Origin of the sequence: Vibrio sp. YT-17 (assembly GCF_033337375.1) — a bacterium.
Classification (GTDB): Bacteria; Pseudomonadota; Gammaproteobacteria; order Enterobacterales; family Vibrionaceae; genus Vibrio; species Vibrio alginolyticus.
This window is the reverse complement of the sequence record NZ_JAWOQP010000005.1, coordinates 14,860-40,806: the sequence shown is the minus strand read 5'-3', so window position 1 is coordinate 40,806 and position 25,947 is coordinate 14,860. Positions and strand designations below refer to the sequence as shown.

24 protein-coding genes are annotated in these 25,947 nt (G+C 44.2%); 10 read left to right on the top strand and 14 right to left on the bottom strand.

What is annotated here, in order from left to right:
* Positions 1–24 precede the first annotated feature (24 nt).
* Positions 25–2,061, bottom strand: coding sequence for a PhoX family protein (locus R7F67_RS06675; protein WP_017635525.1), 2,037 nt, complete (start codon positions 2,059–2,061; stop codon positions 25–27).
* Between the two features lie 266 nt (positions 2,062–2,327).
* Between R7F67_RS06675 and R7F67_RS06670 the strand changes: the two genes are divergently transcribed.
* Positions 2,328–2,666, top strand: a complete 339-nt coding sequence (locus tag R7F67_RS06670; protein ID WP_005374208.1) for a YggL family protein — start codon at positions 2,328–2,330, stop codon at positions 2,664–2,666.
* A gap of 1,338 nt (positions 2,667–4,004) precedes the next feature.
* Complete coding sequence (locus R7F67_RS06665) at positions 4,005–4,904, top strand: LysR family transcriptional regulator (protein WP_017635526.1); 900 nt, start codon at positions 4,005–4,007, stop codon at positions 4,902–4,904.
* Here R7F67_RS06665 and R7F67_RS06660 read toward each other — a convergent pair.
* Together R7F67_RS06660 and R7F67_RS06655 are read right to left on the bottom strand one after the other, a co-directional pair.
* Complete coding sequence (locus tag R7F67_RS06660; protein ID WP_017635527.1) at positions 4,872–5,216, bottom strand: DUF5329 family protein; 345 nt, start codon at positions 5,214–5,216, stop codon at positions 4,872–4,874. The genes R7F67_RS06665 and R7F67_RS06660 overlap by 33 nt on opposite strands.
* A gap of 95 nt (positions 5,217–5,311) precedes the next feature.
* Positions 5,312–6,325, bottom strand: a complete 1,014-nt coding sequence (locus tag R7F67_RS06655) for an MBL fold metallo-hydrolase (protein ID WP_318057133.1) — start codon at positions 6,323–6,325, stop codon at positions 5,312–5,314.
* Between the two features lie 155 nt (positions 6,326–6,480).
* Here R7F67_RS06655 and R7F67_RS06650 point away from each other — a divergent pair, with 155 nt between their 5' ends.
* From R7F67_RS06650 to R7F67_RS06640, 3 genes are all read left to right on the top strand, one after another.
* Positions 6,481–7,095, top strand: a complete 615-nt coding sequence (locus R7F67_RS06650) for a TetR/AcrR family transcriptional regulator (RefSeq protein WP_054576193.1) — start codon at positions 6,481–6,483, stop codon at positions 7,093–7,095.
* A 329-nt stretch (positions 7,096–7,424) separates the two neighbouring features.
* Positions 7,425–8,330, top strand: a complete 906-nt coding sequence (rimK, locus tag R7F67_RS06645) for a 30S ribosomal protein S6--L-glutamate ligase (RefSeq protein ID WP_005374224.1) — start codon at positions 7,425–7,427, stop codon at positions 8,328–8,330.
* Positions 8,331–8,395: 65 nt separating this feature from the next.
* Complete coding sequence (locus R7F67_RS06640; RefSeq protein WP_005384193.1) at positions 8,396–8,824, top strand: ATP-dependent zinc protease; 429 nt, start codon at positions 8,396–8,398, stop codon at positions 8,822–8,824.
* A gap of 66 nt (positions 8,825–8,890) precedes the next feature.
* Here the strand turns inward: R7F67_RS06640 and R7F67_RS06635 are convergent, their stop codons facing one another.
* Entirely contained in the window at positions 8,891–9,616 is a 726-nt protein-coding gene (locus tag R7F67_RS06635) for an MBL fold metallo-hydrolase (protein ID WP_005384195.1), read from the bottom strand.
* 323 nt (positions 9,617–9,939) lie between these two features.
* On the opposite strand from R7F67_RS06635, the gene speA reads away from it, so the two are divergent.
* The 4 genes from speA (at position 9,940) to R7F67_RS06615 (ending at position 16,864) form a co-directional block, all read left to right on the top strand.
* Positions 9,940–11,850 carry an arginine decarboxylase gene (gene speA, locus R7F67_RS06630; protein WP_031778854.1) on the top strand — a complete coding sequence of 637 codons (1,911 nt, stop codon included), beginning with the start codon at positions 9,940–9,942 and terminating at the stop codon, positions 11,848–11,850.
* 1 nt (position 11,851) lies between these two features.
* Positions 11,852–12,772: an agmatinase gene (gene speB, locus R7F67_RS06625; RefSeq protein ID WP_005374233.1), complete on the top strand. Its 921-nt coding sequence runs from the start codon at positions 11,852–11,854 to the stop codon at positions 12,770–12,772.
* A gap of 410 nt (positions 12,773–13,182) precedes the next feature.
* Positions 13,183–14,388, top strand: a complete 1,206-nt coding sequence (gene emrD, locus R7F67_RS06620; protein ID WP_005374234.1) for a multidrug efflux MFS transporter EmrD — start codon at positions 13,183–13,185, stop codon at positions 14,386–14,388.
* A gap of 310 nt (positions 14,389–14,698) precedes the next feature.
* Positions 14,699–16,864: a S9 family peptidase gene (locus tag R7F67_RS06615; RefSeq protein ID WP_081008300.1), complete on the top strand. Its 2,166-nt coding sequence runs from the start codon at positions 14,699–14,701 to the stop codon at positions 16,862–16,864.
* Between the two features lie 215 nt (positions 16,865–17,079).
* Here R7F67_RS06615 and R7F67_RS06610 read toward each other — a convergent pair whose 3' ends face one another.
* The 10 genes from R7F67_RS06610 to R7F67_RS06565 form a co-directional block, all read right to left on the bottom strand.
* The gene (locus R7F67_RS06610; protein WP_017635534.1) at positions 17,080–18,075 is read right to left on the bottom strand and encodes a porin; all 996 of its coding nucleotides are present in this window, start codon (positions 18,073–18,075) and stop codon (positions 17,080–17,082) included.
* A 215-nt stretch (positions 18,076–18,290) separates the two neighbouring features.
* Complete coding sequence (locus tag R7F67_RS06605) at positions 18,291–19,160, bottom strand: metal ABC transporter solute-binding protein, Zn/Mn family (RefSeq protein ID WP_053307119.1); 870 nt, start codon at positions 19,158–19,160, stop codon at positions 18,291–18,293.
* A gap of 22 nt (positions 19,161–19,182) precedes the next feature.
* Entirely contained in the window at positions 19,183–20,058 is an 876-nt protein-coding gene (locus tag R7F67_RS06600) for a metal ABC transporter permease (protein ID WP_005393560.1), read from the bottom strand.
* Positions 20,058–20,786, bottom strand: a complete 729-nt coding sequence (locus R7F67_RS06595) for a metal ABC transporter ATP-binding protein (RefSeq protein WP_017635536.1) — start codon at positions 20,784–20,786, stop codon at positions 20,058–20,060. The genes R7F67_RS06600 and R7F67_RS06595 overlap by 1 nt, the downstream gene beginning before the upstream one ends.
* Positions 20,786–21,712, bottom strand: coding sequence for a metal ABC transporter solute-binding protein, Zn/Mn family (locus R7F67_RS06590; RefSeq protein WP_005374249.1), 927 nt, complete (start codon positions 21,710–21,712; stop codon positions 20,786–20,788). The genes R7F67_RS06595 and R7F67_RS06590 overlap by 1 nt, the downstream gene beginning before the upstream one ends.
* Before the next feature lie 22 nt (positions 21,713–21,734).
* A complete protein-coding gene (locus tag R7F67_RS06585; protein WP_054576195.1) occupies positions 21,735–22,286 on the bottom strand; it encodes a DUF6162 family protein in 552 nt (183 codons plus the stop codon).
* A complete protein-coding gene (locus tag R7F67_RS06580; RefSeq protein WP_005374251.1) occupies positions 22,283–22,603 on the bottom strand; it encodes a hypothetical protein in 321 nt (106 codons plus the stop codon). The genes R7F67_RS06585 and R7F67_RS06580 overlap by 4 nt, the downstream gene beginning before the upstream one ends.
* Positions 22,604–22,645: 42 nt before the next feature.
* Positions 22,646–23,476 carry a DUF4198 domain-containing protein gene (locus R7F67_RS06575; RefSeq protein ID WP_025768070.1) on the bottom strand — a complete coding sequence of 277 codons (831 nt, stop codon included), beginning with the start codon at positions 23,474–23,476 and terminating at the stop codon, positions 22,646–22,648.
* Between the two features lie 15 nt (positions 23,477–23,491).
* Entirely contained in the window at positions 23,492–24,031 is a 540-nt protein-coding gene (locus R7F67_RS06570) for a DUF2271 domain-containing protein (RefSeq protein ID WP_054576196.1), read from the bottom strand.
* A 21-nt stretch (positions 24,032–24,052) separates the two neighbouring features.
* Positions 24,053–24,682: a PepSY-associated TM helix domain-containing protein gene (locus R7F67_RS06565; protein ID WP_054576210.1), complete on the bottom strand. Its 630-nt coding sequence runs from the start codon at positions 24,680–24,682 to the stop codon at positions 24,053–24,055.
* Between the two features lie 729 nt (positions 24,683–25,411).
* On the opposite strand from R7F67_RS06565, the gene R7F67_RS06560 reads away from it, so the two are divergent.
* Positions 25,412–25,900 (top strand): hypothetical protein, encoded by a 489-nt coding sequence (locus R7F67_RS06560; protein WP_318057109.1) that lies wholly within the window; start codon positions 25,412–25,414, stop codon positions 25,898–25,900.
* Positions 25,901–25,947 lie beyond the last annotated feature (47 nt).

Here is a 25,947-nt window from a genome sequence, read left to right as displayed (position 1 = left end):
TTAAGGTGTTTATTCATTTAGAGATTAAACTGCAATCTCTCCACCGTCTTCACGGCGAATAACCACTGTCGCCGCTCGTGGGCGCACAGAAACACCAGCAGGCGTTTCTTCGGCTGCATCTTCACTGTATGGCCAGTTACCTGGGTGCTGAATATTCACAAACAATGATTTGTAATCAGGGCTGATGGTAAAGCCTGTTACTTCACAACCATTTGGTCCGACAAAGAAGCGTTTCAATTCAGCTTGATTATCCGCACCAATCACAGCTTGATCACCATTCTCATCTGTTAGCTTAGATGGCACAACAGCCAACATTTGATCATTGGTGTAAGACGTGACTTCATCTGCGCCGTTGTCCGTTTGAATCCACAAAATACCACGGCCATCAAACGCTAATCCGTCTGGGCTCGCAAACTGGTTTAACTCATTCAAGCCAGAACGGTTGGTATCTGCATCACCATTTGCTGGCGAACCAAACACAAAGATATCCCAAGTAAAGTCAGTTGCTGAAGCACCTTCATCCCAACGAATAACATGACCAAACTTATTATTTAAACGTGGATTCGCAGGATTGGTTTCATCTGTACGGCGCGTATTGTTCGTCAATGTTAAATATACTGAACCCGTGAATGGATCAACCGTACACCACTCTGGTCGATCCATTGGTGTTGCCCCAACTAAATCCGCCGCACCCGCAGTATTGATGATAATTTCAGCCAGTGAATCAAAGTGATCCGCTAATGTACCACCAGCGGTTGTTACGCTATCAAGCGTTAATGGTAACCAAGTACCTGTGCTGTCTTCATTGAAGCGCGCCACATACAGTGTGCCTTCGTCCATGTACTTGTCACCCATCGCCAAGCGGTTATCAGGGTTAGCATCTGCTGGATCCCACGCTGCCGCAGATTCAAATTTGTATAGGTATTCAAAGCGAGAATCGTGACCAGAATAAAATACCACTGGTTTGCCTTCTTCAAGCTTACCGAAAGTACAGCCCTCGTGACGGAAACGACCTAGCGCAGTACGTTTCTTCGCACGTGAGTTTTGCGTGTAAGGGTCAATCTCGACAATGTAACCGTGACCATTGGCTTCATTACGGTAATCATCCATCGCACTTGCTCCTGTTGGAGCCACATTAAAGCGAGAGAACTCATCAAGACGCTCTTCTGCATTTCCTGCTAATGTCTCCCATAGGTAACGAGTGCTTTGGTCATCGACACCAATGCGATCTTGCTCTTCTGTACGAGTCCCGGCGTTAACAAAGTAACCTGGCCAGTTCTCTTCACACGTTAAGTAAGTGCCCCACGGCGTGTAGCCGTTGCCACAGTTGTTTAACGTACCACGCGCTTGGCTGCCATCTGGTGAGAAACGAGTGACAGTTAAAGATGTGTGGGCTACCGGGCCAGACAAATCCATGACTGTCGCACCAGTATAACGACGGTTTAGTGGGTCGGTATCAACCAACTTCCACATGTTGTCTTCCAGTTGAATGCGAACCACTGATACACCGTGCGCGTTAATCTCTTTGCGCACTTCATCTACAATGGTACGTACGCCATTTTCAACCGTCGGACCGTTTGGATGCAGTGCTGATGTGTCGATGTACTCGTGGTTAATACATAGCAAGCCATCTGTAGTGCTATCGTTCAATGGGAAAAAATGCATGCCGTCATGGTGCATGCCTAGCGCATTTAACTGATCGGTACTGGTGTTGGTACCATCATTTTGCCATGCGCTGCCTTGCGCATTAAGTGGTGTTCCCCAAGGTACTAGTACTTGTGCGGTGTAGCCTTGTGGAATTGAAACTGCGTCAGTGAGTGAGCCAGGGATAGATTCAAAGTTAAGAACGGCTTTAGATGCGCCCGAACCACTGCTTACTGTACTCCCTGAGTCAGACGAGTTACAACCAGCCAATCCGAAAGCACCAAACGCTGTCATCGCACTGATACCTAAACCACCTTTCAGAATGCTGCGTCGAGATAGGCTCGCTTCTAATACTTCTTCAAATGGTTTGTTTTCACTTTGGTTATAACGCGTCGCGTCAAAGGTTTCCTTGCTCATTTTTACTTTCCCGATCTTATAGTTTAATTAATAAATAAGTGATTAGTTGAACGGCAAGAAGTTTGGATAAGAAAAATGACAAAAGTGCTTAAAACATATGAAACTTGTGTTTCAACAATACTGCAAACCAACCAACACAGCTAACGAAGCAATTAAATTCTGGTCACATAATCACCAACTGTATCGCTTCATTCTGATTTTACTTGGGCTAAAGTATGATAGAAGGTATAAGGTGTACGAAATCAAATCATCTACGAGAGATAATCATGAAATTAGACAAGATCGATAACAAGAGCCGTCGTATCCGTAAAAAGCTGTTCTTAGGTGAGTTCGCAATCCTAGGTTTCGAGATCAGCTGTGAAACAGACATTAACGACTTCGACCGTTACGATGCATTCGTTGATGACTTTATCGACTACATTGACGAGCTTGGTCTTTGCTTCGGTGGCGGTGGTCTAGAACTGTTTGAAGGCTTCCTATGTTCTACTGACCGTTACGGCAGTGCGACTGAAGAACAGAAAGCGCAAGTTATCAAATGGTTAGAAGCACGCCCAGAAGTGAAAAGCGCGCAAGCGGGCGAACTAGTTGACGCCAACTACCTGTAACTAAAGGGCAACCTGTAATACGCAGAGCTCAATAAATGGTAGAGAAAGCTGGTCTTAAGACTGGCTTTTTTATTTTTTGAAGAATGCGATAGTAAAAATAGGTGGGTTGGGAAGTTGCGCGGAGTGAATGTGATTGTGGTGTTTTTGAGCTGGCAATCAACGGGAAACTGCGTTCCACAGCCAGCTCGTGCCTTTAGGTATAATTAACTATGATTTTTTAGCTGGTGCGTCTTTCGTGTCTTTCCAGTATTGAATACGCACACGATGTAGCTGAGCTCTTCTAGTCTTTTTCATAGTAAAGTCCCTCATCTTATATAAGTAACGCTCCTCATGGAGCTTATTGTCTAAGGTCGTATCCCCTTCAATCTATAAGGGAACCAATCATTTAACCGTGACCAATTTCACAACATAATGATAATTACCGGTTTCTTGCAGCATGTTTTTACTGGCAAACGGCATATTATCTATCTGACACGGTTAACTTACTCACCAGATATGACAGAAAAATGGCAATCAAGTTCCCTACTTATACTGTCATTGAATCTTAATAAGGATTAACAAGGTGGGCATTTCAGATTTACCATACTGTTTATAAAAACCGCAAGAATTTTTATTTCTTTTCAAACAAATCTCTACTCAAGATCAATTCACTTTCATCTTTATCGTCTCCCTTTTAACGCATTGTGATCCAGTTCAATCCACAGAACTCGGAACAAAAAGCGCACATTAATACATTTACCACCAAACTTGTGCGAGATCTCTTACAAGAGTTGTAAGCAAATAGATTAATCACCTCTAAGAGCAATGCCAGAAAAAACATTAAATATATGATTTAAAAGCAATATTTAAATTCACTTAAAATAATAAGTAAAAATAATTTAGAAAAGTTAATTGAGTCAAATCAGCAAAACATCAATACTCAATTTGTCGACAGGATGTTGGCGGGAACAGGAAAAAAGCCTAAAGGATTGGGTATCTTCAGGATGAAGATTTGATAACTTAGGATGAGTTGTCAGCAAGGATGTAGTTAAGCTCTAGGATAGAGTTCGCCCGTCAGGATGATAGGCAAGAATGGACACCGCTAGGAAGGCGATGAACAAGGAACTCGGTTAAAGGACTTAGCCACAATCAAGGATAGATGCAGGGAGCACCTATTAGTAGCTGGATTGCTGCGAAAAAGAATAAGCCCCGTCTGGGAAACCAGGCGGGGTTTTATTTTGTCTGTAATGTATTGATAACGATTCATCTTTTATCGTTTAAGTCTTCTCTGTTTTCATAAAACACCGTGCTATCATTTTCTTTACGTCTCCCAACAAAGCTCTCAGAAAATCACACACTATGCTTAATCCTGTTTGGTTACATACATTTAAGACATTGATTGAAGTCGGTCATTTTACGCAAACGGCAGAAAAACTTTTTATGACTCAGCCTGGCGTCAGCCAACACATCAAAAAATTAGAGCAAAGCTGTCAGCATGCCTTGATCAAGCGCGAAAACAAAAGCTTCGAATTAACCGAGCAAGGCAGGATTGTCTACGCATATGCGCTCGAGTTAGAAGATAGAGAGAAGAAGCTGCTCGAAGAGCTCAGTTTTGATGATGCGTTTTCAGGCCACTGTAAACTGGCTTGTTCTGGTGCAATGGCGTTAATGTTGTATGGGCCCATTTTGGAGAAGCAAAAACAGCACCCGAGCTTATCGTTACATTTAGAAGCCGCGCCAAATCAATCTATTCTCAACGCCATAACGCAAGGGCACATCGATATTGGTATCGTGACTGATGTTCCCAACAAAGGTCTGTTTCACAGTGAGCGAATTGGTAAAGAGAGGTTGTGCTTGGTTCTGCCAAAGCATTATCAAAATAAGCAGATAACGCCACAACTCTTGCATGACTGTGGTGTCATTAGCCACCCTGATGCCGAGCATTACATGACGCTGTTTTTTGACCAATGTGAAGAACCACAGCTCCAAGAAATTAAGATGAGCGATTTACCATTATCCGGCTACGTAAATCAATTGAGCCAAATTTTGCTGCCTGTCAGCAAAGGACTTGGCTTCACCGTGCTGCCTCAAAGTGCGGTCGACAATTTTCCACTAAAAGACACGTTATACATTGCTCAACTGAAAAACACTGTATGTGAAGAGCTATTTCTGGTTCGTAAGCGCAGTCGTGCTCTACCTCTGCGCTATCAGACCATCAAAGAAGTGTTATTGGATGTGATCGGTGGTGCGCATCAATGATGTTAGCCACTCTTCGCTGGTAATGCGTTCCTCTTGGCAATCCACCCAATATGGTTTGCCAGATAACCAACTTTTCGACGCAACTTCTTTTATAAACACATCCACGGAATCAACGTCATCTTTGGCGTAATCCCATTTATTGCGCATGTGTTCTGCCGCTTCTTGATTAGTGTACGCCTTGCCGTTGCGGATAAAGGTGCAAGAGGATTGCTCAACTCGTTTTATCAACGTCGAGATATCTTGCTCTACCCCTGCTAGTGCAAAGGTGGGCAGAATGCTTAATGTAAGTAATAACGTCCACTTTGCTTTCATCGCACCTTTATCCTTATCCCTGACCACGTAACTACTAATAGTAACTACTGATAAGTGACTTAACTATTCTGGTGTTTGGCTGTTTAGCTCAGCAATTATTGCCACCATGCCTTAGCAGGCTGAGGCTCCGCAATCGCCAAGCGTTGACCAATCTCAGGGCTCACCAACGTAACACCGCGCTCTTCACTGATGTCTAACGCACGTTGCATTGGCTCATTCCAATCGTGCATTGATAAATCAAACGTGCTGTTATGGATCGGCATCATCACTTTGCCCTGCACATCGATGTGTGCTTGAACGCTTTGCTCTGGGAACATGTGAATGTCTGACCAGAGTTCATTGTACGCACCTGTTTCAATCATGGTGAAGTCAAACGGACCGTACTTTTCGCCAATCTCTTTAAAGCCATTGAAGTAACCAGAGTCACCACTGAAGAACACTTTGTGTTGTTGTGCATTAATAACCCAACTGCCCCACAGTGTCGTATCGCGGTCTGTCAAACCTCGACCGGAGAAATGCTGAGTCGGAGTCAATGTATATTCAATACCGTCGACAGAATGTGACTCCCACCAATCTAGCTCGATCACTTTCTCCTTCGGCACACCCCAATTCACCAGTAATTGGCCAACTTTTAACGGTACCAAGAAAGTGCCCACCTTGTCGCCTAGCACTTTAATAGAAGCTTTATCTAGGTGATCGTAATGGTCATGACTGATCACCACCACATCGATAGTTGGCAAATCTTCTATCGTGATGGGGGTTTGGTGAAAGCGTTTTGGCCCTGCCCATTGTACAGGAGACGCGCGATCACTGAATACACGGTCGGTCATCACCAGTTTTCCGTCGAGCTTCATTAATACGCTTGAGTGACCCAGACGATAGATGACGTCATCTTGCTCTTCTAACAGTTGCCGCGCTGTGATCGCATGCACTGGAATTTCAATCGTTGGTGTTGGGTTAAGGCGCTCAGTCGTAAAATACGCTTTCATGATTTCGAACATGTCGCCCAAACCGCTTTTGTATTCCAACTCTGTATTTGCAAATTTGTCCGGGTATGTTGGCGCTTTTTCAGTATCAACATTAGAACAAGAAATCATGGATGTACCCATCGCGAACGCTCCTACTGTGGCTAGCAAAGTTTTTTTCATAAAAAGTTAACCCGAACAAAAGTAAACTACACGGTGCAGTTTACATTCTAATTATCAAAAGTAAACTACTTAGTGTAAAATAGATCAAGAAATGATCTTCTTAACTTAGCAAGCTTATGAATGTAAAAAGAAAAAGTCGTAGCGAAACCAAAAGAGAAGCCATCTTGTGCGCGGCAAGGCAAGCGTTCCAAGAGTTTGGGGTGCAAAACACCAGCATGGATAAGCTCTCTGCAATCGCACAAGTCTCTAAGCGCACGGTCTATAATCACTTCCCTTCTAAGGAAGCGATCGTGACGGAGTTGCTGACTGAGCTTTGGCGTTCGTCAATGATGGAAAGCGATATTAAACGCTTGGCCACTCTGCCACTCAAAGGTCAATTGATTGAATTACTCTACAGCGAGATCATTGTGGTGACGGAACCAAACTATATTGAGCTGGCAAAAGTGGCATTTGGGCACTTCTTATTTAAGCCAGAAGATCTCAAAGAACAAGCAGAACAAATGTCGAAACAGGAAACCGCCCTGTACCGCTGGCTTACTGAGAAATCGAACAGTGGCGCTTTGCAAATTGATGATGTACATATAGCAAGCACTCAATTGCACAACTTACTTAAAGGCAGTGCATTCTGGCCGCAGTTAATGGGAATTCGCCCCTCTTTGTCGAATGAAGAATCTAGGCTGTTAGCTACCCAAACGGCGGAACTTTTTTTAAGTCACTATCAAAACAGCTAAAAACAGCGGTCAAATTGGCCGCTTTTTTAAGCGATAATTCGTGACAAAGCGATGAAATTTTTGCTCAATTTTATTTATCTCACCCTTGACAGTCTCATACCGCAAGGCGTGAGCGTTCGATAAAATATTTTTGTCGTGTCGACGATGCTTTTTCGTTTTCATCTCACAAAAAAACGCCCTAAGGTGCGCACCTCTGACGACGTGGTTGTTCAACCACAATTCTAAATCGTTGAAGTAAGTAGGTTATGTCATAACATGATCACCTGCCTACTGCATTCTATGCTCTATACTTATATTTTAATTTGGTACTGACTTACTAAGGAATTGCCATGCGTATTGCTATTCTCTCTCGTAATGAGAATTTATATTCAACCATGCGCCTAAAACAGGCGGGTGAAGAACGTGGGCATCAAATCGATGTGATCGACACGCTTCACTGTTATATGGACATTACGAGCAACAACCCTAAGATCCGCTACAAGGGTGAAGAATTACCGCAATACGATGCTGTTATTCCACGTATTGGGGCATCTATTACGTTTTACGGCACTGCTGTTGTACGTCAGTTTGAAATGATGGGTACATTTTGTGTCAACGAATCTGTCGCGATCAGCCGCTCTCGTGACAAGTTGCGCTCATTGCAACTGCTATCACGTAAAGGCATCGGTTTGCCACGCACTGGCTTTGCTCACCATCCTGACAACATTCAGGACGTGATCAAAAACGTTGGTGGCGCACCTCTAGTAATTAAATTGCTAGAAGGCACTCAAGGCATTGGTGTTGTACTTGCTGAAACAAATAAAGCGGCAGAAAGCGTGATTGAAGCTTTCATGGGTTTGAAAGCTAACATCATGGTGCAAGAATTTATCGAAGAAGCAAAAGGCGCGGACATCCGTTGTTTTGTTGTCGGAAATAAGGTGATTGCCGCAATGAAGCGCCAAGCAAAAGAAGGCGAGTTCCGTTCTAACCTTCACCGTGGTGGCTCTGCACAACTCGTGCGTTTGAGCAAAGAAGAGCGTGCGACCGCTGTAAATGCAGCGAAAGTGATGGGCTTGAACCTTTGTGGTGTGGATATCCTTCAATCTAAAAATGGCCCAGTGGTAATGGAAGTGAACTCTTCCCCTGGTCTAGAAGGCATCGAACTAGCAACGGGTAAAAACATTGCAGGTATGATCTTCGATTTTATCGAGAAAAACGCTAAGCCAAATTCAAACCGTACTCGCGGTAAAGGTTGATTTTTGTTTAACGCACAAGAGAGCCAAAAACCGGCTCTCTTGTTACTCGTCGCTAGGATGACACTATGAATCAGAAAATGATCATTGGGAATGCCGAAGCTATTTGCTTGCCAGAGTTAGGGATTACTCACCTTGAAGCGCGTATTGATACAGGCGCTCAAACCTCTTCATTACATGTAGACAATATTGATTGCTTTGAAAAAGATGGTCAGTCTTATGTTGCATTCGATCTACACCCAGATGTATACCATTTAGAACAAGTGGTTCGCTGCACAGCGAAACTAAAAGCAAACCGTAAGGTTAAATCTTCTAACGGTACTTTTGAGCACCGCTGCGTGATCACAACGATGCTGCGTATGGGCGACCAACAATGGCCAATCGACATTACGTTGACTAACCGTGAAAAAATGACTTACATGATGTTGTTAGGTCGTCAGGGCATGGCAGACAAAGTGCTCGTTGATCCTAGCCAATCTCACTTATTGGCATCTTAACCCCGTAGCTTCAGATGAGTGATCGAACGTTTTTGTTGAGCATCACTCGTCTGGCTTTATCTTCGCCTACTTCCTACGAAATAACGCAAACAACAATCCCTTCGCTTTAACTTTTGTCACTCGCCAGTGCGTCATTGGCTTAGTTGGCGCTGTATTCAAAATGTGCTGATACGCTTTTTCATCCAAAGTCACCTCTCCCCCATGTGCCAAAAGCAAACATTGCGGATTCATCTCAAACACACGCTTTAATGATTGCCGATATTGATTCGGATGAAATATGGGAAACGGCGCAATCAGATGCTTTTTCACCTGCACCATTAAATCCGCCACATACAACACATCTTGTTCAGAATGATAAACCGACAGATCTCGATCAGTATGCCCTAGCGTTTCTAGCACCTGCCAATCATCAAATCCAGGAATAAACTCTCCATCAATAAGTTCAATATCTGGATTTAACTTGCGGGAATACCAAAGGTTTTGCTTTGGTTTACGCATCCGATTCGCCATCCAGCGTGCTAACATTAAATCGGTCAAATGCATTAGCCAACCGTCTACACCGCTATACCACTGGCTCTCTCGCTTTGCGGCCAATAGCTTACATCCTGTTAAATCACGTAGTTTGTGCGCACCACCAGCATGGTCTGGATGCATGTGGGTCACAACAACCAACTTTAGGTCAGAAAAAGGACGATGGAGTTGATGTTCAATAAAGTCTTTAAGATGAGGAATGTCTGCTCGACTGGCACCATCAAGCAACAATAATTTATCGGGATATTCGGCGAGATACATGGTCTGAATGTACCCCTGAATTCTGTGCAGCTGCAAAATATGTCCTTATTTTAGTGAGATGCTTCATGACCGAACCCTTACTGGTCAGACCAACTATAACAGCAGAATGGACGCTTCGGTAAACAAATATTCACACGTAGCGACGACAACAAATCATAATCGAGATGATAGATTTTAATCATTAGACTCAAAGGCACTTTTATCCGTTAATGCGCGCACACGGAGTTCGTGTCAGGGTATGAGGTAAATGCCTCATGATTTGCTTTTTTGTACTTTTCCTTCTAATTAATTAAGGAGTTAAGTACATTTTTGTGAGAATCGAGTTGGAAAAAGCAACTAAATTAGACCGCATCCGCGCGGACTACAACGTTCACTACTGGAGCCAAGGTTTCTACGGCATTGATGACCAAGGCGAAGTATATGTATCACCACGTAGTGATCGTGCACATCAAATCCCTTTCAGCGCTATTGTAAATGAGCTAGAAGCGAAGCAGTTAAATCTGCCTGTATTAGTACGCTTCCCGCAAATCGTGCACCAACGTGTGCATGGTATTTGCCACGCATTCAACCAAGCAATTGAAGAATACCAATATCCAAACAAATACTTGTTGGTGTACCCAATTAAAGTAAACCAACAACGTGAAGTGGTGGATGAAATTCTAGCGAGCCAAGCTCAACTAGAAACCAAGCAGCTTGGTCTTGAAGCGGGTAGCAAGCCAGAATTGTTGGCGGTACTTGCATTGGCTCAACAAGGTAGCTCCGTGATCGTGTGTAATGGCTACAAAGACCGTGAGTATGTGCGTCTTGCACTGATCGGTGAAAAGCTGGGTCACAAGGTATTCATCGTACTAGAGAAGCTTTCTGAGCTGGATCTGGTACTAGAAGAAGCGAAAAGTTTGGGCGTAAAACCGCGCCTTGGTTTACGCATTCGCCTCGCCTCTCAAGGCGCAGGGAAATGGCAAGCAAGTGGCGGTGAAAAATCGAAGTTTGGTTTATCAGCATCGCAAGTGCTTAGCGTTATTGAACGTCTTAAACGCGAAGGCAACCTAGACGCGATGCAACTGGTTCACTTCCACCTTGGTTCACAGATGGCAAACATCCGTGATGTACGCAATGGTGTGAACGAGTCTGCACGTTTCTACTGCGAACTACGCGCACTCGGTGCAAACATCGAGTACTTCGATGTGGGCGGCGGCTTGGCAGTGGATTATGACGGCACACGCAGCCAATCATCGAATTCGATGAACTACGGCCTTGCAGAATACGCACGTAATATTGTGAACACAGTGGGCGATGTGTGTCTGCAATACGAACAACCAATGCCAGTGATCATTTCGGAATCGGGTCGCTCGCTAACAGCGCACCACGCTGTATTGATTTCTAACGTAATTGGTACCGAGTCGTACCTACCGGAAGAAGTACATGAGCTTGATGAGGACGCTCCGCTTTTGCTACAAAACATGTGGCGAAACTGGGAAAACTTGCAAGATGGTACAGACGCTCGTGCGTTAATTGAGATTTACAATGATACCCAAAGTGATTTGGCAGAAGTGCACTCTCAATTTGCTACAGGTGTGCTTAACTTGGAACAACGTGCGTGGGCAGAACAATTGTCACTGCGCATTTACTTCGAATTAAGCCGAAAGATGAGCACTAAGAATCGCTTCCACCGTCCGATTCTGGACGAGTTGAGCGAACGTCTTGCGGATAAGTTCTTCGTGAACTTCTCTCTCTTCCAATCTCTACCAGATGCTTGGGGTATTGATCAGGTGTTCCCTGTTCTGCCACTTTCTGGTCTTGGCGAGGCGGAAGAACGTCGTGCAGTGATGTTGGACATCACATGTGACTCTGATGGCGCGATCGATCACTACGTTGATGGTCAAGGCATCGAGAGCACGCTACCTGTACCAGCTTGGAGCAAAGACAAACCGTACTTAATGGGCTTTTTCCTAGTAGGCGCATACCAAGAAATCCTTGGTGACATGCACAACCTATTTGGTGATACCCACAGTGCTGTAGTCAATGTTGATGAACATGGTCAATTTGAGATCAGTTACATCAACGAAGGTGATAGTGTAGAAGACATGATGCGCTACGTTCATATCGACGTGGATGCGATTCGTGACAATTATAAACAATTGGTTTCACAGCGAGTTGAAGCCAATGAACAAGCACAAATCCTAGCAGAACTAGAACAAGGTCTAGCAGGATACACCTATTTAGAGGACTTCTGATATGAATGATTTGTTTACTAAAACTGATTATTCGCTTTACTCCAACTCTATGTCGTTTTTACGTCTGCCGTACATTCGTAACCCGGTATCGGCAGACGCAGACGTTGTGGTGTTGGGAGTCCCTCTGGACATGGCAACATCTGGTCGTCCAGGTGCGCGTATGGGTCCAGATGCAATTCGCCGTGCCTCAGTCAACTTGGCATGGGAAGGTAAGAAGTTCCCTTGGAGCTTCAACGTATTGGATAAACTGAAAGTGATCGACGCAGGTGATCTCGTGTTCGATTGCGGTGATGCGGAAGATTTTACTTACCGCCTTGAAGCGGCAACCAGTGAAATTCTAAAAAGTGGTAAAACCATGTTGGGATTGGGCGGTGACCACTTCATTACGCTACCTATCCTGCGTGCCTATGCGAAGCATCATGGCCAAATGGCGTTGATTCACTTTGATGCTCATACGGACACCTATGCAAATGGCAGTTCATACGACCACGGTACGATGTTCTACCATGCGCCGAAAGAAGGTTTGATCTCAGCAAAGAACTCAATACAAATCGGCATTCGTACGGAGTACAAACAGCAAGATCACGGCTTCAATGTGATTAATGCGATGCAAGCGAATGACATGTCGGTGAACGAGATCCTAGAAGAAATTCGTCGCACCGTCGCAGACAAGCCAGTATATGTCACTTTTGACATCGACTGCTTAGACCCGGCCTTCGCACCGGGAACTGGTACACCAGTTTGTGGTGGCTTGAACTCAGACAAAGCGCTGAAAATTATTCGTGGTTTAGCCGGCATGAATATCGTGGGTATGGATGTTGTCGAAGTATCGCCTCCATACGACCACAGTGATGTTACCGCACTAGCGGGAGCAACCATCGCACTAGAAATGCTTTACGCATACGCATCTGAGCGCGAATAGACATAATCATTTCTAAGGGAGCTTCGGCTCCCTTTTCTTTCTGATGCCTTCCTCTACCTTTTATTCACTCGTTTCATCTTGAACTCAGATCAACCGAGCAGACGCTTTATTTTTGCACTTTAACCATTAAAACCAGTTACCTATAAGGCTCATTCTATTCACGAAAAGTAAAAGATTTAACTTAATTAGACAAAGAAATGCATCTCTTTTTGAAAACAAAATCGGATTAGTTTTTCTAATTGAAATCATAGATTTTTATCTTGCTCAACTTCACACTTTTCGATTGCTAATTATACAAGCAAGCACTATTATCTCGCGCAAATACCCCCCGCAACACAAGAATTCAGTTAGCACTCTGTAAAAGAGTGCTAAGGGTTTTTACGTCTTAAATTTTTTGGAGAGATACGCAAATGTCTGCTTCGTTTCCATTAGCGAAACTTACCTTTTTAATCGCTATATTGACTGCCGTGGGTCAAATGACCCAGACAATGTACGTGCCTTCAATCGGTCATATGGCGGGCGAGTTTTTGGTATCTGCGTCATCACTTCAAGCTGTGATGGCTTGTTACCTAATCCCATATGGCTTGTCGCAATTTGCGTATGGCACACTATCGGACCGCTTGGGACGCAAACCGATCATCATCGTCGGGCTGCTTATCTACATCGCGGGTACACTGGTGGCATTATTTGCACATCAATTTGAATGGTTCTTGATCGGTAGCTTTATCCAAGGCTTAGGTATTGGCTGCGGCGGTGCGATGTCACGCACTCTGACTCGCGATTGCTTTGAAGGCTCTGATCTACACAGAGCAAACAGCTTAATTAGCATGTGTGTGATTTTCTCACCATTAATGGCACCAGTATTAGGCGGTTACCTAACAGAAGCTTTCGGATGGCGGTCAAGCTACTTGTTCTTAGCGCTATTTGCTATCGCGGTTGTGATCACCATGATGACAAGCATGATGGAGACACTACCAAAAGAGAAACGCAAATTCGAACCAGTAGCCAAAAGCTACAAACACGTTTTGTCTGACCGTCGCTTTCAAGGCTTTTTGATTTGCCTGGTTGCAACATTCGCTGGTGTGGGTGTATTCGAAGCGGCGGCTGGGGTGTTGTTAGGTGGGGTATTAGAATTACCGGCAACAACGGTAAGTTTGCTGTTTATATTGCCGATCCCAGGTTACTTGGTGGGTGCAGGCTTATCTAGCTACATCGCAAGACGTCGCTCTGAGCGTCGTGCTTTAAATGTAGGCTTGGTCTCTATTTTTGTGGGCTCTGCTATTGTGCTCATCCCAGGCTTGTTTGGTTTAACCACTGCATTAACGCTGGTTGGAGGCGCAACCGTGTACTTTTTGGGTGCAGGTATTCTCTTCCCAGCAGCAACAACTGGAGCGATTGCGCCATTCCCATACCATGCAGGAACAGCAGGCGCGACATTGGGTGGCATGCAAAACTTGGGGGCAGGTGTCGCAACTTTGCTCGCGTCACTATTTCCAGCGCATAACCAGATGCCTTTGGGCATTTTGATGATGGCAATGTCGGTAATTGCAATGCTTGGGTTAATGTGGGTGAATCGAGCACACAATCACTCAAACGAAGTACCGCAAGTTATCTGATCATTATCAGCTTACTTTCAAAGTCCAAAAGGGACACACTCAACAAGTGTGTCCCTTTTTTCATATCACACTATATCGATTTCCCGATGAGAATGATTTAACTTTCGAATTGATATTTGTTAAAAATAACAGCTGCTTACACAATGTGTTTTCAGCTCCCTTCAAATTGAGTATCCAACTCGAAATATTGAGGATTCTCACTTTTTCGGTATACCCCATAACAAAGAATGGACAACTGAAAACCACTAACAAAATGAAAGCCCAGCCCTCAGGATGAGGCCACTTGGGTGTACAATAAGGATAAAATCAGATGCGTTTCACTTTAACTACGTTGGCCGTCTCGGTCGCGCTTGTCGCCGGATGCAGCAATCAAGGAATCCCCAGCATGACTCAATACTCCCAAACACAGATCGTTGCTCAACAAACTCAAGCTCCGGTTGCGAAAAAAGTCCCTCACTCGATGACTATTCATGGCGATACCCGCGTTGATAACTACTACTGGATGCGTGACGACGAACGTAAAGACCCTGAAATTTTACAGCACCTAGAGAAAGAAAATCAGTACGCAGAAACCGTTCTAAAGCACACTGAAACACTTCAAGATACGCTATTTGAAGAAATTAAAGGGCGCATCGCAAAAGACGACAACTCAGTACCGGTTCGTAAAGGCAACTATTTCTACTCCAGTGAAGTGACCGGAGATAACGAGTACGAAGTCCATTTGCGAGCTAAAGACTTTGCAGGCAAAGACAAACAAATCATTTTAGATGTCAATGAACTAGCAAAAGAACATGAATTTTTCAGTATCGGCGGCCTATACGTTAGTCCGAATGAAAACTTATTGGCGTATGGCGAAGACACATTAAGCCGCCGCGTGTACACCCTTAAGATCAAAGACCTGACAACAGGCAATTACCTACAAGATGAAATCGAAGGGGCCTCAAGCGCTGTCGCATGGCAGAACGATAACAACGCCTTTTACTACATCAAAAAAGATCCACAGACCTTATTGGGCTACCAAGTTTATCGTCATGTATTGGGCACACCACAAAGCAGCGATGAGCTGATTTTTGAGGAAACCGACAGCGCCTATTACACCTCACTAAGCAAAAGCAAAGATGGCGAAGATATTTATATCTGGCATTCGAGTACAGAAACCAGTGGGGTCTCTATCATTGATGCGAACAACCCTAAAGCAAAGGCGAAACCGTTCTATCCTCGTGAAGATGGCATTGAATACAGTATTTCTAAGCTAGGCGATTGGTACTACATTTATACTAACTATCAAGCCGTCAACTTCCGTTTGATGAAAGTTCATCAAAATGACATGCATGACCGCTCTAAATGGCAAGATGTGATTGCCGCAGACGACAACAATCAACTTGTCGACTTCGAGTTATTCGATGATCACATCGTCTATGAGCAGCGCTCTAACGGCCTAGCAAGCGTCACTGTACGTCAGCTTTCAACAGGAAAAGAATTCCCCCTCACATTTAATGACGATGCGTTTGCTGCCTATTTGACAGGTAACCTAGAGCTGGATAACGAGAAAGTTCGTATTTATTACAGCAGTTTAACCACTCCAGGAACCTACTACGATTTCGATCTAAAAACGGGCGGGTCAGAAATCATGAAGCAAACACCTGTACTTGGTGATTTTAATCCTGACAATTACCAATCAGAACGCATCATGGTCACAGCCCGTGACGGTAAAGAAGTACCCGTTTCTTTGGTGTATCGTAAAGACTTATTTAAGAAAGATGGTACGAATCCACTCTACCAATATGGTTATGGATCTTATGGCGCAACCATTGAGCCAACTTTCCGCTCGACACGTTTGAGTCTATTGGATCGCGGCTTTGTTTACGCCATTGCTCATATTCGTGGATCTGAAATGCTTGGCCGCCCTTGGTATGAAGACGGTAAAAAACTAACCAAGCAAAATACATTCAACGACTTTATTGATGTGACTAAAGGTTTGGTTGAACAAGGCTATGGCGCGAAAGATAAAGTCTTCGCTGTTGGTGGCTCTGCAGGAGGCCTCTTAATGGGGGCTATCATCAACCAAGCACCAGAACTGTATCGCGGTATCGGCGCTCATGTTCCGTTTGTGGACGTGGTAACCACTATGCTCGATGAATCAATTCCATTGACCACCAACGAGTATGATGAATGGGGTAACCCAAATAACAAAACATACTATGACTATATGTTGAGTTACTCGCCTTACGACAACATCAAGGCGCAAAACTACCCGAACATGTTGGTAACGACTGGCTTGCACGACTCTCAAGTACAGTACTTTGAACCAATGAAGTGGGTCGCCAAACTTCGTGAAATGAAGACAGACGATAACGTCTTGTTGTTCAAAACCGATATGGAAGCCGGACACGGCGGCGCATCTGGTCGATTTAAGCGCTTAAAAGAAGATGCGCTAGAGTATGCCTTCTTCCTCGATTTACTCGATAAAAAATAAGCGTATTAATAGAACTGTATCTCTAACAACAAAAAATGCCCGCAAGTTGCGGGCATTTTTATAGACGCACTCTCTAAACAAAGAGTGGGGTTACCTAAGCACAGAATGACTAGCGTCTCTTATAGCCAAAGGATAGCAGAAAGAAAAACGCCTACTCACAACGAGTAGGCGTTAACACAATAAATGTGTTTAGGCAGTAGAAACTGGCCTATTTATTAGAAGTAGTAACGAGCACCTAGAGTCCAGTAGTCGTTCTCTTCATTGTTGTAGTCGTTACCTAGATCAAACTGGTAAGCTGCAAACGTTACGAAAGCAGGAGTTACAGCGTACTCTGCTTGTAGCGCAGTTTCGCTTGAAACTGTCTTATTGTCTTCTTCGTCTTCTACGCCTTCGTAGTTAACGCTGAATGTCCAATCGTTTACGCCGTATGCCAAAAGAGCTTCAAGTTGAGAAGTGTCTTTACGCATTTGGTAGAAGTACTCGTTCATACCGTATACTACTGCTGCGTATAGACCTGAACCGTACTGACCGTAGTTTACAGAGAATAGGTGTGATTCAGCATTCTTAGTACCTAGAGTCGCGTTTTTAACATCACCGCCGCTGTATACGTAGCCTAGACCAAAGCCAGCTACAGAACCGCTCAATGCAACTTGACCACGTTGCTCGTATGTTGTTGCATCTGAAGTTTGCTCACCTTGCCAACCTAGACCTAGGTTGAAAGCAAAACCTTCACCAAATTCAAAACCTTTACGGTAGCTAAGCATTTTATCAGCACGAGCTGAGCCTAGGTTGCCGTGGTTGTCGTACAAAAAGTCGTTCGCAAACGCGATTGGTAGATCCGCAACGCCAGCGACATCGTAGTAAGGTGACCATTGAGTACCTGCTACTAAACGGCCAAACTGCTCATGAGTAGCACCGATGTAACCTAGACGAGTTTTGAATGACTGTTCACCACCATTTAGGTAGTTAAGCGCCCATTCACCTTTAGCGTCGATAGTAATACCGTTGCCAATGTCTTTCTTACCCGCAACGTTAATACGTGGAGACACTTGGTGAACTTTTACATCTTCTTCGAAATACTCACCCACGCCAACTGAAACGTGACCGCCGATCGATAAAGATGTACCATCGCTGTTGTAAACTTCTGCTGCGAAGGCCTGTGAACCACATGCTAGTGCCGCCACTGCAACGGCTAGAGTTTTCATTTTCATTGTTAACATCCGTATAGTTGTTTGTACCGGTTCGCTTAGAAACAGATTAAATCCGAATCAATCGCAACGAACACATAACAAAGTAGTAATGAAATAGAAATGAAACAAACACTTTCTTATGCAACCAGTGGTATTAATGCTCACATTTTGAACTGAGTCACAAAAAAATAGGGAACTTTTCATTCCCCATCATAAAATCTGTGGCTTTTTACGTGTCACATCTCCCAACGTGCGAGTGGCTTCTCAGTTTTGATACCCTTACTGCCCCAGCGGTCAATAACATCAATTTGCAGTATGCGGCTCGGTTTAATAAGCGATGTCAAGGTTTTCGACGGTCGTTTATCCGTCACTAACCATAGCGTTTTATCTTGTTCAAACTGAGCTTTTAAAGATAATTTGTCTTCTTCTGTCCACTCGAGTTCCGGCTTAAATTCGCGCCCAACCACAAACAATTGGTTGCCAGAGGCAAAGTCCTCTAATGACTCACTCATCAGTACCACTGAATCGATGCCTTTATCGAAGATCTCTGCCTGTTGTTGGTTGATCAGTTCACGCACATTGAGCATAAGAGCCTGTTGATTCGTTTGAATCGCCTTTTGGTGTTCAGGATATACACGTTGTAGATCCTCTCCAACAATGCCCGCCATTCGGATTAAGTTTGTAGGGTTCAGCCATGCGTACTTCGATGTTGACCCGTTTTCCAATGTCAGTACTGCAACTCCTTGAGCTCTAGGAGAAATGGCCTGCGATGCATCGATTTCAATCAAGTGAATGTTGCCCTGTCGAGCGTAAACATAAGTCGGGTCTTGTTTCCAAATCGCACCAAGAGTAACAGCAACCGTCGCGGCTTGACCCGCTTGCTTAACTTGCTCTGTACCTTTATTTGCGAACCAGTTCTCAAGACGCTCAACGCCGTAACGCTTTGGAGGCAGATACTGAGTCTCTATCCCTGTACCTTTCATGAGTTGCTCAGACAACATGTACGTGACGGGAGTGCTGGTTAAAATGTCTTTGGCGCTTGCCAACGATGGAAGTGTCGTCGCTATAACCAAACCAAAAGTTATCGCTAATTTTTTTATCTTCATGTTCATTACTTTATAAAAAGGGTTACGCTTTTTGGATAATTCGGTAAACCGTTGCTGTTAGGAAAAATGCCGCAGAAACAATGATGATGGATGCGCCTGATGGCACTGGTAGCTCAAGCTCCATCGGCAGTATGGTTCCTACTAAACACGCAATGGTTGCCAATAAAGAAGAAAGGAGAACAAAACTGCCCATGCGTTTAGTCAATAACCGAGCCGTTGCACCAGGAATCAGTAGCAATGCACCAACCAATACCGCGCCAATAATCTTTACCGCGGCGATGGTGACCAAGGTGATCATCATGACAAATAAGTAATCATAAAAGCTGGTATTAAAGCCGCGTACACGTGCAATATCCGGGCTAATACAAGTCAGCAAAATGCGGTTAAACGTTGGAATAAGAAGCAGTAATATGATCAAACAACTGATCGCTAAAATAAGGATATCGTTGTCCGTCACAGTCAAGATCGAGCCAAACAACACGTTCTCCAACATGTGAATGTTGATCTTGCGAGCAACGTACATTAACAGCGCAGCACCAACCGCTAACGCTAGTGCAAGAAAAACCCCAACCAGTGTGTCGTAAGGTACATTCGTACGATTACGAACAAAGTGAAGCAACAGCGCAAAAATCATACAAAAGCTAAACAATCCGATGATCGGATTCTCTGGCGGCTCACCGAGCAACACACCAATCGCGATTCCGGTAAGCGCAGCATGCCCAACCGCTTCAGAGAAAAAAGCCAGTCGCTTGGCGATGACTAATGTACCAAGACCACCAAGTAATGGCCCTAATATCAGCGCTGCCACAATTGCGTTCACCATGAAAGCATAAGAAAAGCTATCGCTTAACCATCCAGCTTCAACGCCGCTAACCGCTAACTCTCGCAACCAATCCATTATGCAGCCTCCACTTTTGCTGTGTAGTGCTTAAATAATGTTTCTATACGATCAGGGCTTAGCACATCTGAATGGTGACCTGACGCCACAATTTGACGATTTACGACATGGACCTGCGCATCTAAACGGCGCACTGCGGTCACGTCATGATGTACTGCCAGCACCGTTTTGCCTTCTCCAACGACTTCATGAATCAAACCTTCAAGATATCGAACACCTTGCTCATCCATGCCAGTTGTAGGTTCGTCTAAAACCAATAAATTGGGCTCATCCAGTAAAGCTTGCGCAAACAAAACACGCTGTTGCTCACCGCCAGAGAGTTGCCCCATACGACGGTCGCTACGCGTTGCCATACCCACGCGATCCAGCTGGGCCAGGGCATGTTGAGTTTGTTTCGTTTTACGTCGCCAAAATAGAGGGATACGAGTTTGGTTAAGCAGTACAAAATCCATCACGGTTAACGGGAGGCTTGCTTCAAACATCGCTTTTTGTGGCACATACCCTATCTTCCCCGATGCAGCTGATGGTTCTGGCCAATTGAGCGCTATGTTTCCCGAAAATGGCGTGAGTCCAAGTACCGAACGAAGCAAAGAGGTTTTACCACCGCCGTTCGGTCCCATAATCACGTGACATTTCGCGTTCTCGAATTCGGCGCTGATGTTCTGCAAAATGATATTGTCGGCGTATTTTAGGCCCACGTTACTTAAGGAAACGGAAGGTCCAGTCATTACGCCTTTTCCCCTGCTCGCTTACTCGCCACAAATTTCATGGCTTCGATTAGTGTTTCCACATTATCTCGCATCTCAACCTCGACTTTATCAGCCTCATACTCACCGTGAGTCATGTGAGAAAAGCGATAAAGCTGCACCCCAGTCGCCTCTTCGATGGTATCAACAAAGCGATTCGGCATATTGAGCTCATAAAACAGCACATCAATGCCCGATTCACGAATTTTCTCTATCGTTTCCTGTAGCTGACTTGCACTTGGTTCAACACCATGAGCAGGCTCAATGACAGCGGCAACGTCAACACCAAACTCCTGAAGGATATATCCGTAAGCATTGTGGGTTGTCGCCACCTTCATACCAGCCGTGTCCAACTCACCAAGAGACAACATTGCATCACGCTTCATCAGGCGAAATGTTTTCGCGTATTTACGAGCATTTTGGCGATAGAACGTAGCATTGTCTGGGTCCAATTGGCTTAGCTCACTCGCGATGGTGTAAACCTTTTGAATGGTTGTTGATAAACCGACAAAGGTGTGAGGGTTCACTGCTCCTTGACCAACAGACTGCCCCATAGCGGGCAATAAAGGCACTTCTTTGTTCGCTTCGATAACCACGAGATCATCACGCTGAGAAGCCTTGATCACTTTCAGTGCAAAATCGTCATGACCAATACCATTGATCACTATTACGTCCATTTCATTTAAGCGCTTAAGATCATTAGGTTGTGGCAAATAGTTGTGAGGATTAAAACCAGCATCAACCAAAGGAACGATGTCCGCCTTCTCACCAACAACGGCTTTAACATAGCTGTAATAAGGTTGAAGCGTAATACCAATACTGAGTTTATCGGCAGCAAAGCCAGTAGAAGACACCGTCAATAACGCGGTGGCTGTAAGAATACGACGTAAAAGAGAGCGTTTGATCATAGTACTTATCAATTATGTTGTCTTAATGGGCGTGAGAGTGAGAGGAAGAGTCTGACAGAATGATTTGTTTCCAACCGAAATCGTGGCGTTTTGCTAGCTCGCTCAATCCCTCCACATTTAACGAACGGCTAGAATCATTAAACCAAATATCAGCTTGAGAACTGCGGCTATCCAACAGCATGGAAGCAGAGCCTTGGGCACTGGTCTTCACGCCAATGTAGACACCGTCATCAATTCGTTGCCACTGATGAGAGCCTTTACGCTTCCAGTTTTGGTCTTTCACGAATGGAGCAATCCAAAGCGCCTCCATATCAGAGATCTCAGGCCAAGTTCCGGTATCTAACTGCAAATCACGAATCTCTTCATGAGCGAGCTTAAGTTCAGCGATCAACCCCAACTCATTTTGATGTAAATCCGTGATTAACACTTGATGAGACTGCATGTCTGGCTTTTCAGTCGCGACCTGATGGTAGGGCATAAGTATGGCTGCTGAACTGAGAATCGCTGCGATTGTCAGTGCGACCCACTTTCCTTCTCGGTTACCATCATCAGGGCGAACTTTCTGAACGCTCATTTCTCTTTCAGCTCAACGATATCCACTTCCACCGGGCTTTCATGTCCGGCATCAAATACCAAATAGAAATCTGTTTCAGGGTGAGTAAATTCTGCGATGGAACGCTTATCTGTTTTTTCTTTGGCGATCAGATTGTCGTCGTAATCGTACATTTCGACATCGTAGTCGACCGCTGTCGATCCATCCGAGTAGCCCGCTTCACAAATCACTTTATCTTGCGCCAAGTGACAGCTCATCAGAGGAAAATGTGCAGCAGCGTGAAAGGACGCAAATCCAGAAAAAAGCAAAACCGCTTTTAGAAGAGAAGTGTTATTCATGATAATTCCAAAATGGCCCAGCAATTGCTGAGCCTAATTCGATTAGTTAAGTTGAGTTTCAAACGTAAGGTGAACATTGGCACTCGCTTTATCCGCCAATGGATTATCTTTCAATTCACCTTTGTAGTTCGCTTTCATTAAGTAGCGCCCGGCGACTTCTGGCGTGAAGATCACTTTGCCATCTTTATCGCTCACCACATCGATTTGTTCTTGATGGTTTCGGTACATAGTACCTTCACGTGTAATCTCAGCAGTAACGCCCTCTTGTGGCTCTCCGTTAAAGAAAAACTGGAAAGTCACAGGCTCACCTTCAATGATGTCCGATGGATGCGTGATCGGTTTCATCTCCAGCATTTTGCCTTCAATCTCCAACGCTTTGTCCGTTGGCATACCAACCGTAATGTAGCTTTCTGCTCGGGTGTAACTTAGTTGAGTAACCACATCACGCGCTTGCTCGGGAAGCACATCACCACGCTCAGCTTTGCTTGCTCGCGCCCATTTCACCGTATCACGACGGCCCGCTTTGTATTGTGTGTAGTAGCTCGGCTGATTATTAATCGCAACTTTGTGCGTGCCTTCTTCTGTAAAAAAGAAATCAAACATAGAGCGACGCTTGCCACGAACAACAAAGTTAGGACGCTCAGAGCGGCCATCCGGCATCACCACAAATGCCTGATCACTACCCGCAGGCTTATCAAAAACAAACGTTCCGTGAGAGGCAGTAACATCAAATGTCAGCCAGTCACCGCCTTCTTTAGAAACCGTAAAGTGAGAGGGCAGAACCCAACGTGGATGTGCTTGCGCGGTGGTGGTTACAGCCAATCCCATTGCCATTACACTCGCCAATGCCACTGCTTTCATTTTGGTTTTCATTGTTGTGTCCTTTAATCACTTAACTTGATAATTGACGGTGATGACACCCGTCTCTTGTGTTGGTTTAAGCTCATAGCGCACGTCACTGTCCGCTAGCGTTATTTTTTGACGTAAGTAGTTTCGCCCACCGTGTTCACGAACGACTTCGACGTACAACGTGTAATTTCCTTGTTCCAAACGCTCCCCTGAGTCATTGGTTCCATCCCAGACAAAGCGGTATTGACCAGCAGGACGTGTTGCAGAAGTCACCGCATCAACAAGTTCACGATCATAACGACCCGCTTTTCTCCACCAGCTGCGTAGATCTTTTAACCATTCGTCTTTCCCTACCCATAACTGAATGGTTTTAACCGGTTTACGCTGATCGTTTTCAACCCAAACCGCCACATAAGGGCGTGCATACATTGAGGTATCTATCTTTGGAAGTTCGAGTTCGAAGTCGACCTTCGCGTTATCTGGTAGAGGCGCCGCGGAAAGAGAGAAAGGAGTAAAAGCCGCGATCAAAGCGGCTTTACAAAAGTGATTACGGCGGAAAAATCTTCCTGTGTTCAACATAAGTGTTCTCTAAAAAAGCTGTTATGGAACAGCAACAAAATAAATTACGAGCGACAGTAACGTACCAAAGCTCATCCATTGCATTGACGTTCTGAGCGTCTTCTTCTTAGGCAGTAACAAGCACACGCCAGTAAGAACAAAAAACACCATCAAAAGCGCAGTGACGTCGATAAACCACTTCCAAATCCCACCACTGTTGCGTCCTTTATGTAGATCGTTCAGCAGCGCAACAATACCGTAGTGCGTCGTTTCGACGTCTGCTAAACCAGTAGTCATATCAATAAAGACCGTAGCGTTATAACCCGGGCCTTTAAAATCCATAGAAAGCTCTCCGAGTAACAACTCACCTTGCTCAACTTCGGTATACACATCTAGTGCGGAGGGAGTGCCGCGAAGCTCGGTTTCTTTAGTCAAGAAAGCCACCAGCCCTTCACGATTAGGTTGAAAGGTATCTGAATGTGAGAATAAAACTGAGTGCGGAACCGTCAGAGTATGTTGTTGAATGATAGGTTCACTGCGTTCAAACAATTCGGGGCGATTGAGGGTAATACCAGTTACTGCAAAAAACAGCGTAACTAAGAGAAGAGCCATCGAAATATAGATATGTAGGCGGCGAGCCCAAGTTTGAACACCTTTGCTTTTAAGCAACATAGAAACAATCATCACCAATAAATGTGGGGCATAATTTAGGTGATAATCATTCGTATTGGCATTTAATTTACATTGTTTACTTTTTCAATTCAGCTTGGCTTGCGCATGTTTTAGCTATTTGGGCCAATGCGAGTTACAGGTTGCCTACCTTTTAGATAATAATCATCTCAATTAAAATAACTAAAAGTTAAACCACTTCCTCAGTTCGCAAAAATGACATAGATCTCATATAAACGTAGGTTACTATGTTCTTTTAACCTAATTACTTTCGGTGTAAAACATGAATAAATGTCCTGCGATCATCGGTATTGTATTTGATGAAAAGAGTTTGAAAGCTATCGATAGAATAAATGAATTACATGAATTAGAGAGATCGGCCAAAGTATTTATTAGCTAGGGTAACCTTTGGAGTATTTTTGGAGGAAACTCCCTGAAGGGGACAGCGAGTAGTGGCCTATCTAAAGCAATTACTGCTATTCCCGCCAAACCAGGATGGGAAACCGCTAAAAATGTTAGCATTGGATTAGGAAGAGGAATTTCTTCTGATGCAAGCCAAACTGCTTGGAGTATATCACAAGCTAATTGGGAGTATTACTTCAAATCATATAGTGCCTTAGATCAGATCAAGCTGAGAGAAATCGAAAAAATCGCCACTTTCCAAGCACTTGATCATGTACACGATAGCAAGCAATATAGATTTTGGAAAGCGATCTCAGATGGATGTAAAATATGAACAAGAACGCTGTAATAATACTCTTATCATTTTTCTCAAGTGTCGCTTTAGCAAATGCAAAATTTGAAGACAGTTTATTTAAAAATGTAAGCCAATCTATTGATAATTATGGTGCTAAGATAAAGCAGTGTGAATCTATGGCAAAACAGAATACGCCTGACAAAAAAATCCTAGAGTATTCAAAGAACCATATAGAAGCATTAACTCCTGTTCTGCCTTTTTTAAGCGAAAAAGCTTTTGAAGCTTGTGTCTTAAAAGAGAAACAAGAACTAGCATATCACTTATTAATAGCAAAAAATAACGCTTCAAGAACCTCAACATTAAAGCTTGTAGAATCGACTGAAAGCCTTACTTTTCATATCGAACCTACATTTATAGAAAAGTTTGAAACACTGAGCAAAGTACATCAAGAATATATAGAGAAAAAACCCTTTTTCTCCCGACCATTTGATGCGTTAGCCTTTTATGAAAAACTCATGCAGTAAATAGCCTTTATGACTTTAGACAAAAAAATACCCGAGACTGAGCTCGG

Excerpts from the sequence above, each read along its gene's own strand:
- R7F67_RS06675 (WP_017635525.1), bottom strand. The coding sequence starts at position 2,061 with ATGAGCAAGGAAACCTTTGACGCGACGCGTTATAACCAAAGTGAAAAC.
- R7F67_RS06670 (WP_005374208.1), top strand. The coding sequence starts at position 2,328 with ATGAAATTAGACAAGATCGATAACAAGAGCCGTCGTATCCGTAAAAAG.
- R7F67_RS06665 (WP_017635526.1), top strand. The coding sequence starts at position 4,005 with ATGCTTAATCCTGTTTGGTTACATACATTTAAGACATTGATTGAAGTC.
- R7F67_RS06660 (WP_017635527.1), bottom strand. The coding sequence starts at position 5,216 with ATGAAAGCAAAGTGGACGTTATTACTTACATTAAGCATTCTGCCCACC.
- R7F67_RS06655 (WP_318057133.1), bottom strand. The coding sequence starts at position 6,325 with ATGGGTACATCCATGATTTCTTGTTCTAATGTTGATACTGAAAAAGCG.
- R7F67_RS06650 (WP_054576193.1), top strand. The coding sequence starts at position 6,481 with ATGAATGTAAAAAGAAAAAGTCGTAGCGAAACCAAAAGAGAAGCCATC.
- rimK (WP_005374224.1), top strand. The coding sequence starts at position 7,425 with ATGCGTATTGCTATTCTCTCTCGTAATGAGAATTTATATTCAACCATG.
- R7F67_RS06640 (WP_005384193.1), top strand. The coding sequence starts at position 8,396 with ATGAATCAGAAAATGATCATTGGGAATGCCGAAGCTATTTGCTTGCCA.
- R7F67_RS06635 (WP_005384195.1), bottom strand. The coding sequence starts at position 9,616 with ATGTATCTCGCCGAATATCCCGATAAATTATTGTTGCTTGATGGTGCC.
- speB (WP_005374233.1), top strand. The coding sequence starts at position 11,852 with ATGAATGATTTGTTTACTAAAACTGATTATTCGCTTTACTCCAACTCT.
- emrD (WP_005374234.1), top strand. The coding sequence starts at position 13,183 with ATGTCTGCTTCGTTTCCATTAGCGAAACTTACCTTTTTAATCGCTATA.
- R7F67_RS06615 (WP_081008300.1), top strand. The coding sequence starts at position 14,699 with ATGCGTTTCACTTTAACTACGTTGGCCGTCTCGGTCGCGCTTGTCGCC.
- R7F67_RS06610 (WP_017635534.1), bottom strand. The coding sequence starts at position 18,075 with ATGAAAATGAAAACTCTAGCCGTTGCAGTGGCGGCACTAGCATGTGGT.
- R7F67_RS06605 (WP_053307119.1), bottom strand. The coding sequence starts at position 19,160 with ATGAAGATAAAAAAATTAGCGATAACTTTTGGTTTGGTTATAGCGACG.
- R7F67_RS06600 (WP_005393560.1), bottom strand. The coding sequence starts at position 20,058 with ATGGATTGGTTGCGAGAGTTAGCGGTTAGCGGCGTTGAAGCTGGATGG.
- R7F67_RS06595 (WP_017635536.1), bottom strand. The coding sequence starts at position 20,786 with ATGACTGGACCTTCCGTTTCCTTAAGTAACGTGGGCCTAAAATACGCC.
- R7F67_RS06590 (WP_005374249.1), bottom strand. The coding sequence starts at position 21,712 with ATGATCAAACGCTCTCTTTTACGTCGTATTCTTACAGCCACCGCGTTA.
- R7F67_RS06585 (WP_054576195.1), bottom strand. The coding sequence starts at position 22,286 with ATGAGCGTTCAGAAAGTTCGCCCTGATGATGGTAACCGAGAAGGAAAG.
- R7F67_RS06580 (WP_005374251.1), bottom strand. The coding sequence starts at position 22,603 with ATGAATAACACTTCTCTTCTAAAAGCGGTTTTGCTTTTTTCTGGATTT.
- R7F67_RS06575 (WP_025768070.1), bottom strand. The coding sequence starts at position 23,476 with ATGAAAACCAAAATGAAAGCAGTGGCATTGGCGAGTGTAATGGCAATG.
- R7F67_RS06570 (WP_054576196.1), bottom strand. The coding sequence starts at position 24,031 with ATGTTGAACACAGGAAGATTTTTCCGCCGTAATCACTTTTGTAAAGCC.
- R7F67_RS06565 (WP_054576210.1), bottom strand. The coding sequence starts at position 24,682 with ATGTTGCTTAAAAGCAAAGGTGTTCAAACTTGGGCTCGCCGCCTACAT.
- R7F67_RS06560 (WP_318057109.1), top strand. The coding sequence starts at position 25,412 with ATGAACAAGAACGCTGTAATAATACTCTTATCATTTTTCTCAAGTGTC.